The following is a 13612-nucleotide window of genomic DNA, read 5'->3' as shown; positions in this document are numbered from 1 at the left end:
GCTTTTTTGAAAGAAAAAAGCTTCGATGCTTTATCAATAGCACCCCCAGACACAACAGCTACCTCACTGGCAAGAGACCCGTGTTGTGGTTTGTCTATGGTCATAAAAACACCCCCACACTTTTTCATTATCTGACAACACACACTAACGTGAGAGATTCATTTAAAGCTTTTTTTACAATTGTGCAAGCTCTCTCATGCTCTTATCAGCACGCTTTTTGTTCTTTCTCTCCACAAAGAGAAAATTTCATCCCGTTGATAAAAACGACAGAGCAAAGATTGGCAGAAGCGATACAATAAGCACACCTCTCCCATCAACAAAACCAATACCTCACCATCCCTTTGATTTGTTTGCTTCTTGCTCGTGGAAATTTTTTTCAGTGAAAGCCCCTATAGAATAGACAAATGCAGAATATAAAAACTGCAAATGTAGAATGTACAAAAGCGTAACAAGAAATAAAAAGATCAGAAAACAAGCCCAAAACAAAACGAGCAGGAGAAACATCACCTACCCCATAACCACGCTAGCCACCATTTTTCCCAAAGGAAGCAACAAGATCAGAAACTTTGGATAAAGAGGCATTTGCAAAGAGGAGGACGATCAGAGAAATATTCTGTATGATAAGAGCTATAGTCTCTTGCCTGTTTTGCTGTCTTGTATATGAATTCCCTAACAATAACCTTGTAGAGATGATGTTGTGACCTGATCAAAGGGCTTTCTAATTGCCAGCTCTTTTATCGACAAACACCTCAAGAAAACACCCCCATAGGATGCGCGCGCCCCCTGAAAACCATTAGAAAGATGAGAACCGTGATAAAGGGAAATGCATACGCCACTATGGATGACGACCAAACCTTCGCCCTCTCTCCCATGTCTGAAAAAACGCTATGTCGTGTTGTTCTCTCTTCTCATTTTTTTTACTTTGCAATACAGCCATGCCCGCTTTATAAACAGATAATAAAGAACCAAAACTGGCACAATAACTAAAAAGCCGGTTATTGTTGAAGACAAAAAAGAGAGAACCAAGAATGTTGCAAAACTACTAGTCATTTTTGCCTCCAAGCGCATTTTGCATGCTAATTCTTTTATCTTGTTGTACGATTTCTTCTTCCCATTGCTGGATTGTTTTTCTCAATTTACCCGTCAATTTGAGGCATAGCAATCCAACGATCGGCGCCAAGAACAGAAAAGCTTCCGATAGACAACTTAACAGAAGAATTATAACGCCACTTACATCACCCTTCCAACCTGCTAAGAGTGCAGCTCTTAAAAGCACCATGAGGAGAGAGAGGATACATATTATTTTAAACTCTTTTGGCCAAAGCAACATGGATTGTTTGAAAGAAAGAAGGCGGGTTTTCGTATCAAGCGCTGCATTTTTTTCTATCGTTCCCCGCTGTTGAAAAGGCGCAAGATGTCCCGCATTCTTTTTCAGTTTTTCAAGCATATGAAAGTATAATTTTGCCCGCTTTATGAAAAAATAATGAAGCCCAATCAAAACCATAAATATGACAATGCCTATGATGATGAGTCCTAGCAGACCCCAATATCCTATAAAAAGAAGCACTTTTTTCCCCTCTTACATTTTGTGTACTTATCGATTGAGTGACACTTAGGCAAGCTTTTCTAACCTTTTCATATTCTTTTTCACTTTCTGATTAACTATACCGTAGAAGATTAAAATCACTGGTAAAGAGAAAGCAACCAATGCCGTGGCTAAAAACACTAACACAGCCATTATGATATAAAAACGAAATAATCCAGAACTCATATTCACTATTTGTTTTATGTCCATTCCTTGTGCAAATCCTTGTGCAAACTTTGCTCCTTCGATGACTAGTGAAAATGCGAAAGGCAGGAATATGAAGACAAATACAATAAGAGAAAAAATAAATATTCTCTTATAGTCCTTTTTTGAAAGCATCAAAGATTCTTGAAAAGAAGAGAGATAAGCTTTTGTGTTAAATGCTGGTCTCTTCTCCTTTATTTTGCTCCCATCACCACTCAAATGCTCTGTGGCATTCTTTTTTAGTTTCTCAAAAATTTGTTCCTCAAAAGTCTGAGACAACTTTCTTGCACGCTTAATACGCTTAATAAAGGAGTAATAAATTGCAACAATTGCCATAGTACTACAAACAGTAATCACACTATATATGACAATCATTGACCCAGCAGTTAATACTACGAACAATATCACCAAAAAATTCATTTTTTCCTCTCTTGTTCTATAAAGCCATTGAATCGCACTACTTTTGCGATTTTTCTCATTGCTGGATCATTTCTTTTAACTCACGATCCAAGAGAAAATGGAAGACAAGAATAACAGGAAAGAGTGTTGTAGTAATTCCAAAAATCTCTTGCGGAATAAAACATATAAATGCCCAAACGCCATTCCATCCAGCGGCATGCCACAATTCTTGTATAGCCATTTCACTCGAAGAAAATGAGGGCAAGATTAAATCTTTAAAAAATTCTAAAGGTGTTTTGTGAAGATTTTCCTGAACCATTGCCATGAGCTTTTCCCTAGAGAGCACATGAAAATATTCCAAAGGTTTTATATACGTAATAGCGACAACACCCCCCAATAAGAGAACAGCCAAACAACAGATGACAACATAGTCTTTAGTTGAAAGAGCCAAGGCTTTTTTGAAAGAAAAAAGCTTCGATGCTTTATCAATAGCACCCCCAGACACAACAGCTACCTCACTGGCAAGAGACCCGTGTTGTGGTTTGTCTATGGTCATAAAAACACCCCCACACTTTTTCATTATCTGACAACACACACTAACGTGAGAGATTCATTTAAAGCTTTTTTTACAATTGTGCAAGCTCTCTCATGCTCTTATCAGCACGCTTTTTGTTCTTTCTCTCCACAAAGAGAAAATTTCATCCCGTTGATAAAAACGACAGAGCAAAGATTGGCAGAAGCGATACAATAAGCACACCTCTCCCATCAACAAAACCAATACCTCACCATCCCTTTGATTTGTTTGCTTCTTGCTCGTGGAAATTTTTTTCAGTGAAAGCCCCTATAGAATAGACAAATGCAGAATATAAAAACTGCAAATGTAGAATGTACAAAAGCGTAACAAGAAATAAAAAGATCAGAAAACAAGCCCAAAACAAAACGAGCAGGAGAAACATCACCTACCCCATAACCACGCTAGCCACCATTTTTCCCAAAGGAAGCAACAAGATCAGAAACTTTGGATAAAGAGGCATTTGCAAAGAGGAGGACGATCAGAGAAATATTCTGTATGATAAGAGCTATAGTCTCTTGCCTGTTTTGCTGTCTTGTATATGAATTCCCTAACAATAACCTTGTAGAGATGATGTTGTGACCTGATCAAAGGGCTTTCTAATTGCCAGCTCTTTTCTCAACAAACACCTCAAGAAAACACCCCCATAGGATGCGTGTATCAGATAGTCAATACATTGATTTATAATCATAATTCATTTTTTGCATATAGAATAAAAGTCAAAAATACCATAAGATTTTCTTATTTCAATCCTTTCCCATGTTGAAGCAATCAAAATCTCTCGCTTGCACACCACAAGTGGCATGAGCATGTGAATACAAATGTGGTACGAAAAAACTAAAAATGCCTCTTATGAATCGTCTCAGGTAGCAAGGACTGTTGCAGCATTGGGAGCTGACAAAATAAATGATGGTGCCGACTTGCTCCTTCATAAGCGGAAAGTGGTGGTGCTCAATGGATTTACCGTTATACCACCAACAAGCGGCGCCGTGACACGAAACCACTATGCACACACCCTTATGGATGACAACCAAACCTTCTCTCCCATGTCTGAAAAAACGCTCTATCGTTTTCTCCACGCTTTTTACTTTCATCTCCCCGTACAAAACAGACTATTCCCTGCCCCACAACGCATACTTTCAAAACATACATCCAACAGCAAAACCAACGAAAAATACCCATCGCCGAAGAAAGGACTAAAACACCCCTCCCCGATTAACATGCGTATTGACAGCCATAATTCTGCAAAACACTCCGTTTTAAAACAAAAAGAAGATTAACAGAACATCTTCATCACAGCTTTCATAAAGCGCTTCGTACTGTTTTCTCAAAAATCTTCTCATTTTCTCTCTCCCGTTAAGATCTTTCTAGATGATTTTCCAATTGCTGGCTCTTTTATCGACAAACACCTCAAGAAAACACTCCCATAGAATGCGCGCGCCATAAGAACCGATATACACACACTCTTATGGATGACAATCAAACCTTCTCTCCCATGTCTGAAAAAACGCTCTATCGTTTTCTACACGCTTTTTACTTTCGTCTCCCCGTACAAAACAGACTACTCCCCGCCCCACAACGCATTACTTTTAAAACATACAGCCAACAACAAAAACCAACGAACAATATCCGCACACAGGGAAAAGACTTAATACGTCACTCCTCCCCGATTACTCTCACCCCTCCTCTCTCACAATCTGTGATGAACTTCATTTTTCCACTGGCTTTCTTTTTTCCATTGTTACATGATTTTTTCAAACCTCTCATAAAAAGTGCTCAAAAAAACAAAACCCATAGCAAACACAAAATCAGCAGTAAAACACCCCATTCACTCTTTCACAAAACGCCCCTCACTTCTCCCAACACAGCCAAATATTCAATAAGAAAAGAAACAGCATAGCCAACAATCCACACCAGCAGTTTTCAAAAGAAAGAGGAAATCTTATTCCCCCATACTCTGCCAGCGTATCACAACGAAAGTCGTCAGCATAACCGTGAAAAGAGAGAAGCTTTGTCTTAGGTCAAGTTTTTTACGAGGCTTTTTGAAATAATGAAACAAAAGTGCCTTTATCAAACACTGAATTCTGTTTCATCTTTCGGGTCTTGTTTTGCTATTCTTCCAAGTTCTCTATTGCGTTCTTGAAGCGCTTTGAGTTGTTTTTTCACTTTGTAATACAGCCTTGCCCGCTTCATAAATACGTAATAAATGACCAAAACCGGCATAGTCACTAAAATGCCTATGATTGTCGAAGACAAAAAAGAGAGAGCTGTTAATGTTATAAAACTACCCATCATTTTTCTCCCCATGCCTATCTGGTATAAGAGGTGCATCTTGTTGTACAATTTTTTCTTCCAACTGCTGCATCATTTTCCTCAATTTACCCGTCAACTTTATGCATAATACCCCAATGAGAGGTGCCAAGGCAAGAAAACAAACCGATAGAAAATTGAACAGCACAGTGAAAACAGCACTCACATCACTCCTCCAACCTGCCAACTTTACTGTCGAGAAGACAGCATAGAACAAAGCGATGCTAAGGGAGAGAAAGAAGAGTCTTTTACATTCTTTTGGCCAAAGAAACAGAGATTCTTTAAACGCAAAAGAATGCATGTCTGTATCACAGTTTTGTTCTACCACGTGCCCTTTATCAGCAAGATGGCTATTTTTCAGCTCTTTCAGCATATGAAAATACAGCCTTGCCCGCTTGATGAAAAAATAATGAAGCCCGATGATCACCATACAGAGCATAGAAGCCAACATGATACGCCCTAGCAGACTACAATATTTGATAAAAAACAGCACTTTTCCCTCTCACATTCTACTGATTGCATTTCTGTTTTAAGTAAAATTGTTCACGATCTTGATCATCTTTTTTACTCTCAGATGGAGTCTGGCATGAAGGAGCAAAAAGATTGGGAAGGAAAACGCAACAAACACAAAAATGATATAGAGAAACACACCATTGACCATAAAAAAAGTAAACGACCAATCACCACTGTCCATCAATTTTTGTATAGGAACGCCATTTGTTGTCACCTCTGCTATCACCATAAAACATGAAACGAGAAAAGGCATAACGAGGATAAAAAGGACGATAAAAGAGAATTTGAAGATTCTTTTATAATCTTTTTTTGAAAACATCATGGCTTCTTTAAACGAGGCGAGATAAGCTTCTCTATCAAAGACTGGCTCCTCTTCTCCCCTCTCATGACAAAGTACCTCACGTACTTCGAAGATTTCTAGTTTCTCACGCGACTTGGCAAGCACTTCACTACGCTTAAAAAAAGAGTAATAAAACACGACAATGGCAATAATGGCAAAAACACTTATCATGCTATAGACCACCATCATGGATAAAATGGTCAATATTGCTGTACCTGCTGACAAAAAAGTCACATTTTTCTCCCTACTTATTTTATGAAGTAACCGGATCACACTCTTCGGACGATTTCTCCACTTGCTGGACCATTTCTTGCAATTCACCCTTCAACATGAAATGGAAGACAAAAATGATAGGAAAGAGGATTTGAGCAATTCCAAAAAGCATTTGCGGAATAAGACAGATAAAAGCCCAAACACTCTCCCACCCAGCTCTACTCCACAATTCTTGCATATAGATTCCATCCCATGAAATTTGTCCCAAGAATAAATCTTTCAGATTTTCCAGAAACGTCCCATGAAAATTTTTCTGAATCATTGCCGTGAACTGTTCTTCAGACAATCCATGAAAGCATTTCATAAAATTGTTGTATATAACAACCACCACTATGAGAGACAGAGCGCCGATGATGAGGTAATCTTTTATTGACAGAACAGAGGTTTTTTTGCAAGAAAAAAGCTTTGATTTCTGATCAACCCTCCCCTGTGAGACAACAGCCGTATCACTGCGAACAAACACCTGTTGTTGCTCATCTTGCGATTTATCTATACGCATACCCCCACTCCTTAAATGTTTGATAGCACGCATCAATATGAGGCATTCATTTAAAGCTTTTCGCAAGATTTCGCAAGCTCTCTCTGTGGAACATACTTTTCAGTTTCTCCTTGCCAAAAGGCCTTTAACCCCTTTTGATAACAGCCTCGCACACAAGAAGAAACAAAGAGCAAAAACAATATAATATCCACGTGCATCTCCAATGGGCAAAGCACAACAAAGAGAAGGAAAAATGATCCATTATTTTCCCTCTCCCATTCCAGAGACCAAACGCTGAACTCTTTTGAGACAAACTTTTTAGACAAACAGCGCTCTCATGCCTTTGAGAAACATTACCCTGTAAAAGAGAGTGTTTTGTACACTTCGTTATTTGAGAGATTATTTTATTTTGGTGTCAGATGATTTTTCAAGGGATCATTTTTCAAGGACGGAATATTTTTTCAACAAACCCAAATGGTGCCCCAAAGAAGAGAAGCAATGAACATAGACTGATAGAGGTTCGCCCGCATAATAAGAACAGCAATATCATGCTCTTCACATTTGCTAAAATGCTTTTTTGCTTTGAGACACATGCAACTTGGCCATTTTTACTGCCTTAAATCTCATAAGAATGAATGTCAAAACGGCTGTCCACGCCAATAGAAACACACAGCACGCAAGAAACTGCACCAACATCATAAAAAATTTGATGATACAATTTTTCCTTTAGCACCAACCAGCTTCTTTTAAAACAACTAAGCTAACCGAAAACAACTAAGCTAACCGAAAACAACTAAGCTAACCGAAAACAACTAAGCTAACCGAAAACAACTAAGCTAACCGAAAACAACTAAGCTAACCGAAAACAACTAAGCTAACCGAAAACAACTAAGCTAACCGAAAACAACTAAGCTAACCGAAAACAACTAAGCTAACCGAAAACAACTAAGCTAACCGAAACTCATTGAAAAAATGGGGTATTTGCAAGAAAGAAGCAACAATTTTTTATCAAATGTTGCTTTTTGCTTCTTTTTCTTTTCACCACTTAATAAAAGTCCTGATCCCCCTTTAACGCCTCTCGTTCAGTTCCTTTTCCATGTTAAGATACAATCTCACCCGTTTGACAAAAAAGTAATAAATTCCAACAATAAGCATACTGTTTAACACAGCAATGATGATAAGACCAAAAAACGCGAGAATACCTAATAATTTTGTAATAAGAAACATTTTTTACCCCTATTTTTATGCAGCGCTTGATTTTTTTTGCTGTTGAGATGCTTTTTGTTCCAGTTTCTCAAACATATTTTTCAATTTACGATTCAATATGTAATGTAACACCAAAACGACAGGTAAGAAAATCACCGACAATCCCCAGAGGAAAATTGGCAGAAAAAGGATATATTCAAAAAAGCTATTTTCCCCACCGTAAATTCCGCCAAACAATAATCCGAAGAAAAACCCTGGTAGATAATGGATACGCAAAGCGCCTAAGAGCAACAGAACTATAGCGATACAGAAGATTATTTTATAATCTCTCATGGAAAGCATCATAGCTTCTTTGAAAGCAAAAAGTTTTGATCCTTTAGCGAAGGTTGCATGTGACGCAGTCTGTGCATTCCCTTGCGCTTGAAAAGATTCCTGCTGTGGCTTGTTGTGTTGTTGATTGATTGTCATGCTGACAGTCCCCCACTTTCTTTTTTTACCAACCACCTCCCTTGAGGCATCTGCTTAGAGCACTCTCACCATTTTTCCCACGCATCAACATGGACAACAAAAAACTTCCACACCAACTGGATGTCTCTCTTTTGCAAAATCCAAAAGCATGGCTAAAAATATGACAGATCTGTGTGTTTCGATGAACCAACACACAGATGAAGGCATTTGATCGCTTTATGCATTAAAAACGTCTATATCAGTCTCAAAAAAAAAAATCAAGCCCCTTTTCAAGCTTCCATTTAACATGAAGCAAAGCTGTTTCAAATAGGCAACACCCACGCCTTTTTAGACCAATATTCGCCCATAAAAAAACAGCTCCGCTCAAAAACAACCGAAAGGAAACCACAACGAAAACAAACAGAAAACACCCCATCATTTTAGAATAGTCTCATGGTCAAATCTCTTTTATAGAACCGCAAAAATGAAGCAGTGATTTCCACTATAAAGGATATTTATAAAAATCAAGATGGATAAAAAAAACGCCCCTCTCAATTCGTCTGAACCGATATTTGGTTATTCCTATGCATTATCAATATATTATCAATATTTACTTGAAAATATCAGCCCTGTTGTGATATTATAAATAGGGATAAACTATTCAACACAAGATAACTTTATCCTTTAAAGTGGATAAACTATGCTTCACAACATAATACGCATCAAGCTTCTTCGTTTTGTACCTCAGAAAAAAACGAGCAGAAAAACGGTACCCACTAGAGAGAAGCTTGCAAACTTCTATAGAACTGTCTCAAACAGAATGAGCAATAAAACATCTCATCAAAACACACAATCCCATTTCTCATAAAAATATTGTGTTTTTGGGGATGGTATTTGGCAAAAATGATTTTTCCCTACAGGAGTCAAAAATCTCTGTAGAAACTAAAATATGTGACTATAAATGATAAGATAAAGGATAGTGAACAACTGATAACAAACGTTTTTGCCATTTCTAAAGACACTTTCATTTGAGGGAGAAAAGACAATTTTATAACGTCTGTTTTTTATCAGCAGCCATCATTCTTTTCCCCCTATGTGCTTCCATCCCTATGCACATTCACCCCCCGAGCTTTTTGCACTGTTATGATTCTTAAACAGACAGTTTTTTAATTCAAATGGTATGTTCATGAAAATAGCTAAAAAACGCGGTAGACCGAGGATAACAGGAAAATTAAGAGAACCCAATGGGCGTATTTCACGCGCTAAAACCCCCCGTTCTCCTTCTCCTCAACAGACCATTGAAATGCGTGCAAAACACTTTGGTTTGACCATAGAAGAAGCAAAAAATCCGCTGGTTGCTAGCTATATTGGACGACTTTGTTTACTTGGCTCTAAACAGGATGCCTTAGGCATCAGTAAAGAGCAATATGATACTGCGCAACAGTATCTGCAAATCAGAAATGACTATTTATGTGCAAAAGGTTTACCAAATGGCTATTATGATGATTTTTCCCACACTTCCGATGAAAAAGCACAAAAACAATGGATAGAAAGAGCAACCAACCACTATGAGAAGATGCAAGAAGTGATTAAGGAAGCACAACATCTACATCGCCAACATCACTTTCATGCTGCACTACAATATCTTGTTGTCGAGGATCAACCGCTTTCCTCTCTTGTTTGTTCCTTACGGATGATTCTTGATGTGCTCCATCAATATTTTGCAGGTTAAGCTTATTCCCTCTTTCTTTGTGACTTAAAGAATGAGCCTCTCACAAAAGCACAACAGCAAAAATATTGCCACAAGATGCCCTATAGAGAGAGAGCATAACACGCTCTGCTTCACAAAATAACAACCTGAAAAAGAGCAGACAAATCGCAAATATCCACAAATGCATCTTAAACTTGCGATGACTCCAGAACACCTTTCCCTCTCACTAAAAGAAACGACTGATGCTGGAATTCACGCGTCCAGGCACAGAGTAAACTCAGGAAGCAGCAGAATCCATTTTGCGGTACTCGATCACAGAACCATCGAGAACAAGACATCTTTGATATTCTCTGAATCGACAGCATTTCAGCATAAGAGTGCAGCCATGTGAGGATTGAGAACAGAACAAGCCATTCAAGATTGCCAATTGCCTGATTGTCGTTTTTCCATGGCAGAAATGGATATTCAACGCAGTTCTTCTGAATGTGGAATGTTTAGTTGAGCGCTTGCCAAAAAACTTTATCGTGAATCTGGGAAATTAAGATGACACAATCAAAGTGTAAAGAATGTAAAACGCTCTCATCAAAAGCCGCGCCACTAAACCCGCCAAGAACAGTGCCAACCAGCACCAAAAGCAAACAACCAGACACCAGCACAAACCGTCAATACAAACCATCAGCGCCAATCACCAACGCTAATCCCCACAAACGCCACCAACATGAACACTTATTTTTGTAAGCCCGCCGCCTTATGGTGTAATTTTACATCCCGTTTATTCTTGGCAGGCGGGACAAAAAATCATTTTTAGCATATCAATTATGCCTTACCTTGTGTGAGGCTTTTTGATAGAGAACTTTATACGAAAAAGATCAAGTACAAACCATCAACACCCGCCACCCACCACCTCAAAATCCCATTACCAGGTACAACCAATCTTATGGTTGCATCTTGGCAAAGTCAGACTTTTTATCCCCAAAAAGCATTTATTTTCAGCATGCCCACTACTTTGGCCAAAGATTTGATAGATCCTATATAAGCACGCACCACACCACCTACCACACCACCCGCCACACCACCTCCCACACCACCTGCCACACCACCTACCACACCACCTGCCACACCACCTACCACACCACCTGCCACACCACCTACCACACCACCTCCCACATCACTTTCCACACCACCTACCACACCACCTACCACACCACCTCCCACACCACCTCCCACACCACCTCCCACACCACCTGCCACATCACCAACTTTGGCAAATGCATCTTTTCCTCCTCCCAAAGAGAACAAAGCGTTTGTGCGATATTTGAAAAATACTTTCCGATTGGAACGATAAAATTTGCGCCATAATCAGCGGATTTACTAAAATAAAAATATCTGATTCCACTTTTTCTCTTGACAAGAGAGGAAAAATGGTATTTAATGACATGTGCGGGGAGAGGTTTTTTATATCTTTATTCTTACAATTACATCCCTATAATATTGTAGAATATGGTGGATTTTCTTCCCGTCCTCACAGTAATTGAGATTTCTATCACCACAAATTCGTGAACAATCCAGTTTTTTCCTTAAAAAATCCGGTTTTTTATTGAGCACATTGCTCTTACCGCTTCCTATGCTTCACTGAATAAAATCCAACAAGACCACAAATCTTAAAGCAAGCAGTGCCCTCAATATTGCCTCACTCCCCCAAAATCCCCCCTAAACTATTCCATATGGGAAAATGTTATATGCCTTATATTACAACTCTAAATGCTGGTATTTTACGGTATAGATAATCCATCTCAAATTATAAAGATTGTAAGACTATTAAGAGAAGGAATATGAGAAAGAGGATATCCCCTTTCTTTTATTTCCATTTTTTCTCTCAACAAAGAAGAAGAAACGCCCCAATCGCTGTCACCTCAAACCTAACACGCGAGTACACGATATCAGCTATGCGGACTTCAAATCATCATCAGCCACAGCCACCATTGCATCCTCTCTCTTCTCCCATCATGAAGCATAAATTTGAACGAAATATTCAGAGCAAGAGAGAGCCAATAGGAACCCACAGTCCATTACAAAAGTGATCAAGAGATTTCCGGTAAGAAAAACCATCCGCCATTGGGTGAAATTTTCTTCCTTTACAAGAGACAAGGAGATCACTTTACACATGCAGAAAGTAGCAAAACATTTATGGAAAGAAAAACGGAGAAAGCAGCCAAGAAAGCAAACCTTCAAAGGAGATGACATCATTTTCATGAAAAAACAGTGTAAACACCTTTTTCATAAAAAGTTTGCTCTTCCTAACGCCTCCATACACAATGTAAAGAAAAAAGCAGGAAAAAAACTTTCGTTTGAACATATCAAGATAAAGTTGCAAGACACGCCAACTTCTCATTTTTACCAATTTTGCATGTGAGAGGACACGAGAATACACAATTCTAGAAAGCTTATCATTCCAACTTCAGCAAAGCTTTTTACAAAAATTTATCCACTTAAAAAAACGCCCTCATCACCTTCCCTTTCAAGATGAAAAAATCAAACACAATCAATAAATAAACATAATTAAGCCGGAATTGAGCAAATAATATTGAAAACCGCTTACAAGCATGGAGAGTCAATATTATGAAACCGCAAGCTTCAAAAGACACCCCCCATAATTCATCAGCAACGCAAACAGGTAAAAGCGCAGATGAATCATTAGCAAGTCCTCTGGAAAGTTTAGAAAGTACCGCTGTTGAAAAACAAGAAGAGTTAAGAAATATTATTGAAAACTTAGAGAGTGCTATCATTAATAGTCGTTGGATGAAAGCCGATTACGCAAGTACAGATCTTAAAATGATGCCAGCTTTGGTAGAGAAGGCAAATCGTAAATATCCAGAAATGTGTCTTAAATTTGCGAAAACATCTTACGACTTTGCTTCCTTACTGAAAGAAACAATCGATGCTGGGATTCAATCTTCTAGATTCATAATTAGTATGAAAGATAGGGGTATTCATTTCGCGGTAATTGACCATAGAACCATTGAGGACAAAACATCGGTGATATTTTTTGAACCTACAACATTCAATAATATGACCCCAGCGATGCTGGCAATAAGAACGCAAATGGCTGTTCAATCTCAGCAATTGCCTGATTGTCATTTTTCTATGGTAGAAATGGACATTCAACGCAGTTCTTCTGAATGTGGCATGTTTAGTTTAGCGCTTGCCAAAAAACTTTATCGAGAATCTGAGAAATTAACAAGAATACACCAAGATAATATAAGCGGTGTATTATGTGAAGAAAACGCTCCCCTCCCTTCTGAAAAGTTGGATAAGTATCTTCCAGCAAGTTTTTATAAACACACGCAAGGCAGAACACGTCTTGGGGAATATATAAAATCAAATCCGGGGGCAGAACATGAAAAAGTAAACAAAAAAGATGAAACTCTTGTAGAGAGATTTGATAAAAACCTCGTTGAAGCAGAGGGAAAGACTGTCTCCGTTTCATCACATAGAAAAAGGGTCTCTGAATACAAGTCTCTACTGACATTATGATGTCATTTTTGAAAGTTTTTGCCAATATGCATAGCAAATAA

General features: G+C 38.4%; 13 protein-coding genes and 1 pseudogene. 4 read left to right on the top strand and 10 right to left on the bottom strand.

All coding sequences use genetic code 11. The features are described from left to right. Positions 1-1042 precede the first annotated feature (1042 nt). Genes PVV69_RS08130 through PVV69_RS08120 form a run of 3 tightly spaced genes read right to left on the bottom strand, consistent with a single transcriptional unit; the run spans position 1043 to position 2744 of the window. Positions 1043-1567 carry a hypothetical protein gene (locus PVV69_RS08130; RefSeq protein WP_273757114.1) on the bottom strand — a complete coding sequence of 175 codons (525 nt, stop codon included), beginning with the start codon at positions 1565-1567 and terminating at the stop codon, positions 1043-1045. Positions 1568-1612: 45 nt separating this feature from the next. After that, entirely contained in the window at positions 1613-2209 is a 597-nt protein-coding gene (locus PVV69_RS08125) for a hypothetical protein (RefSeq protein ID WP_273757113.1), read from the bottom strand. 55 nt (positions 2210-2264) lie between these two features. Beyond that, complete coding sequence (locus tag PVV69_RS08120; protein ID WP_273757112.1) at positions 2265-2744, bottom strand: hypothetical protein; 480 nt, start codon at positions 2742-2744, stop codon at positions 2265-2267. Between the two features lie 836 nt (positions 2745-3580). On the opposite strand from PVV69_RS08120, the gene PVV69_RS08115 reads away from it, so the two are divergent. Then, positions 3581-4039 (top strand): hypothetical protein, encoded by a 459-nt coding sequence (locus PVV69_RS08115; protein WP_273757111.1) that lies wholly within the window; start codon positions 3581-3583, stop codon positions 4037-4039. Between the two features lie 790 nt (positions 4040-4829). Here the strand turns inward: PVV69_RS08115 and PVV69_RS08110 are convergent. The 6 genes from PVV69_RS08110 to PVV69_RS08085 form a co-directional block, all read right to left on the bottom strand. Next, on the bottom strand, positions 4830-5054 hold the full coding sequence (locus PVV69_RS08110; RefSeq protein ID WP_273721318.1) for a hypothetical protein: 225 nt from the start codon (positions 5052-5054) through the stop codon (positions 4830-4832). Beyond that, complete coding sequence (locus PVV69_RS08105) at positions 5044-5562, bottom strand: hypothetical protein (RefSeq protein WP_273757110.1); 519 nt, start codon at positions 5560-5562, stop codon at positions 5044-5046. Before PVV69_RS08105 ends, PVV69_RS08110 begins: the two co-directional genes overlap by 11 nt. A gap of 36 nt (positions 5563-5598) precedes the next feature. Beyond that, on the bottom strand, positions 5599-6156 hold the full coding sequence (locus PVV69_RS08100) for a hypothetical protein (protein ID WP_273721315.1): 558 nt from the start codon (positions 6154-6156) through the stop codon (positions 5599-5601). A 19-nt stretch (positions 6157-6175) separates the two neighbouring features. After that, positions 6176-6694 carry a hypothetical protein gene (locus PVV69_RS08095; protein ID WP_273757109.1) on the bottom strand — a complete coding sequence of 173 codons (519 nt, stop codon included), beginning with the start codon at positions 6692-6694 and terminating at the stop codon, positions 6176-6178. 1047 nt (positions 6695-7741) lie between these two features. After that, a complete protein-coding gene (locus tag PVV69_RS08090) occupies positions 7742-7900 on the bottom strand; it encodes a hypothetical protein (RefSeq protein ID WP_273757108.1) in 159 nt (52 codons plus the stop codon). A gap of 15 nt (positions 7901-7915) precedes the next feature. After that, entirely contained in the window at positions 7916-8383 is a 468-nt protein-coding gene (locus PVV69_RS08085) for a hypothetical protein (protein ID WP_273757107.1), read from the bottom strand. A gap of 1129 nt (positions 8384-9512) precedes the next feature. Between PVV69_RS08085 and PVV69_RS08080 the strand changes: the two genes are divergently transcribed. Beyond that, a complete protein-coding gene (locus PVV69_RS08080; RefSeq protein ID WP_273721308.1) occupies positions 9513-10058 on the top strand; it encodes a hypothetical protein in 546 nt (181 codons plus the stop codon). Positions 10059-10203: 145 nt separating this feature from the next. Beyond that, positions 10204-10539, top strand: a pseudogene (locus tag PVV69_RS08075) (YopJ family acetyltransferase); the annotation flags it as partial. A 464-nt stretch (positions 10540-11003) separates the two neighbouring features. Here the strand turns inward: PVV69_RS08075 and PVV69_RS08070 are convergent. After that, complete coding sequence (locus tag PVV69_RS08070; protein ID WP_273757106.1) at positions 11004-11336, bottom strand: hypothetical protein; 333 nt, start codon at positions 11334-11336, stop codon at positions 11004-11006. Positions 11337-12656: 1320 nt separating this feature from the next. On the opposite strand from PVV69_RS08070, the gene PVV69_RS08065 reads away from it, so the two are divergent. Then, positions 12657-13571 (top strand): YopJ/AvrA family T3SS effector serine/threonine acetyltransferase, encoded by a 915-nt coding sequence (locus PVV69_RS08065; protein WP_273757105.1) that lies wholly within the window; start codon positions 12657-12659, stop codon positions 13569-13571. Positions 13572-13612 lie beyond the last annotated feature (41 nt).

The sequence above is a fragment of the Bartonella sp. MM73XJBT genome (assembly GCF_028618465.1).
GTDB lineage: Bacteria > Pseudomonadota > Alphaproteobacteria > Rhizobiales > Rhizobiaceae > Bartonella.
The sequence above is the reverse complement of the archived record's forward strand: the minus strand, read 5'-3'. Positions and strand labels throughout refer to the sequence as shown.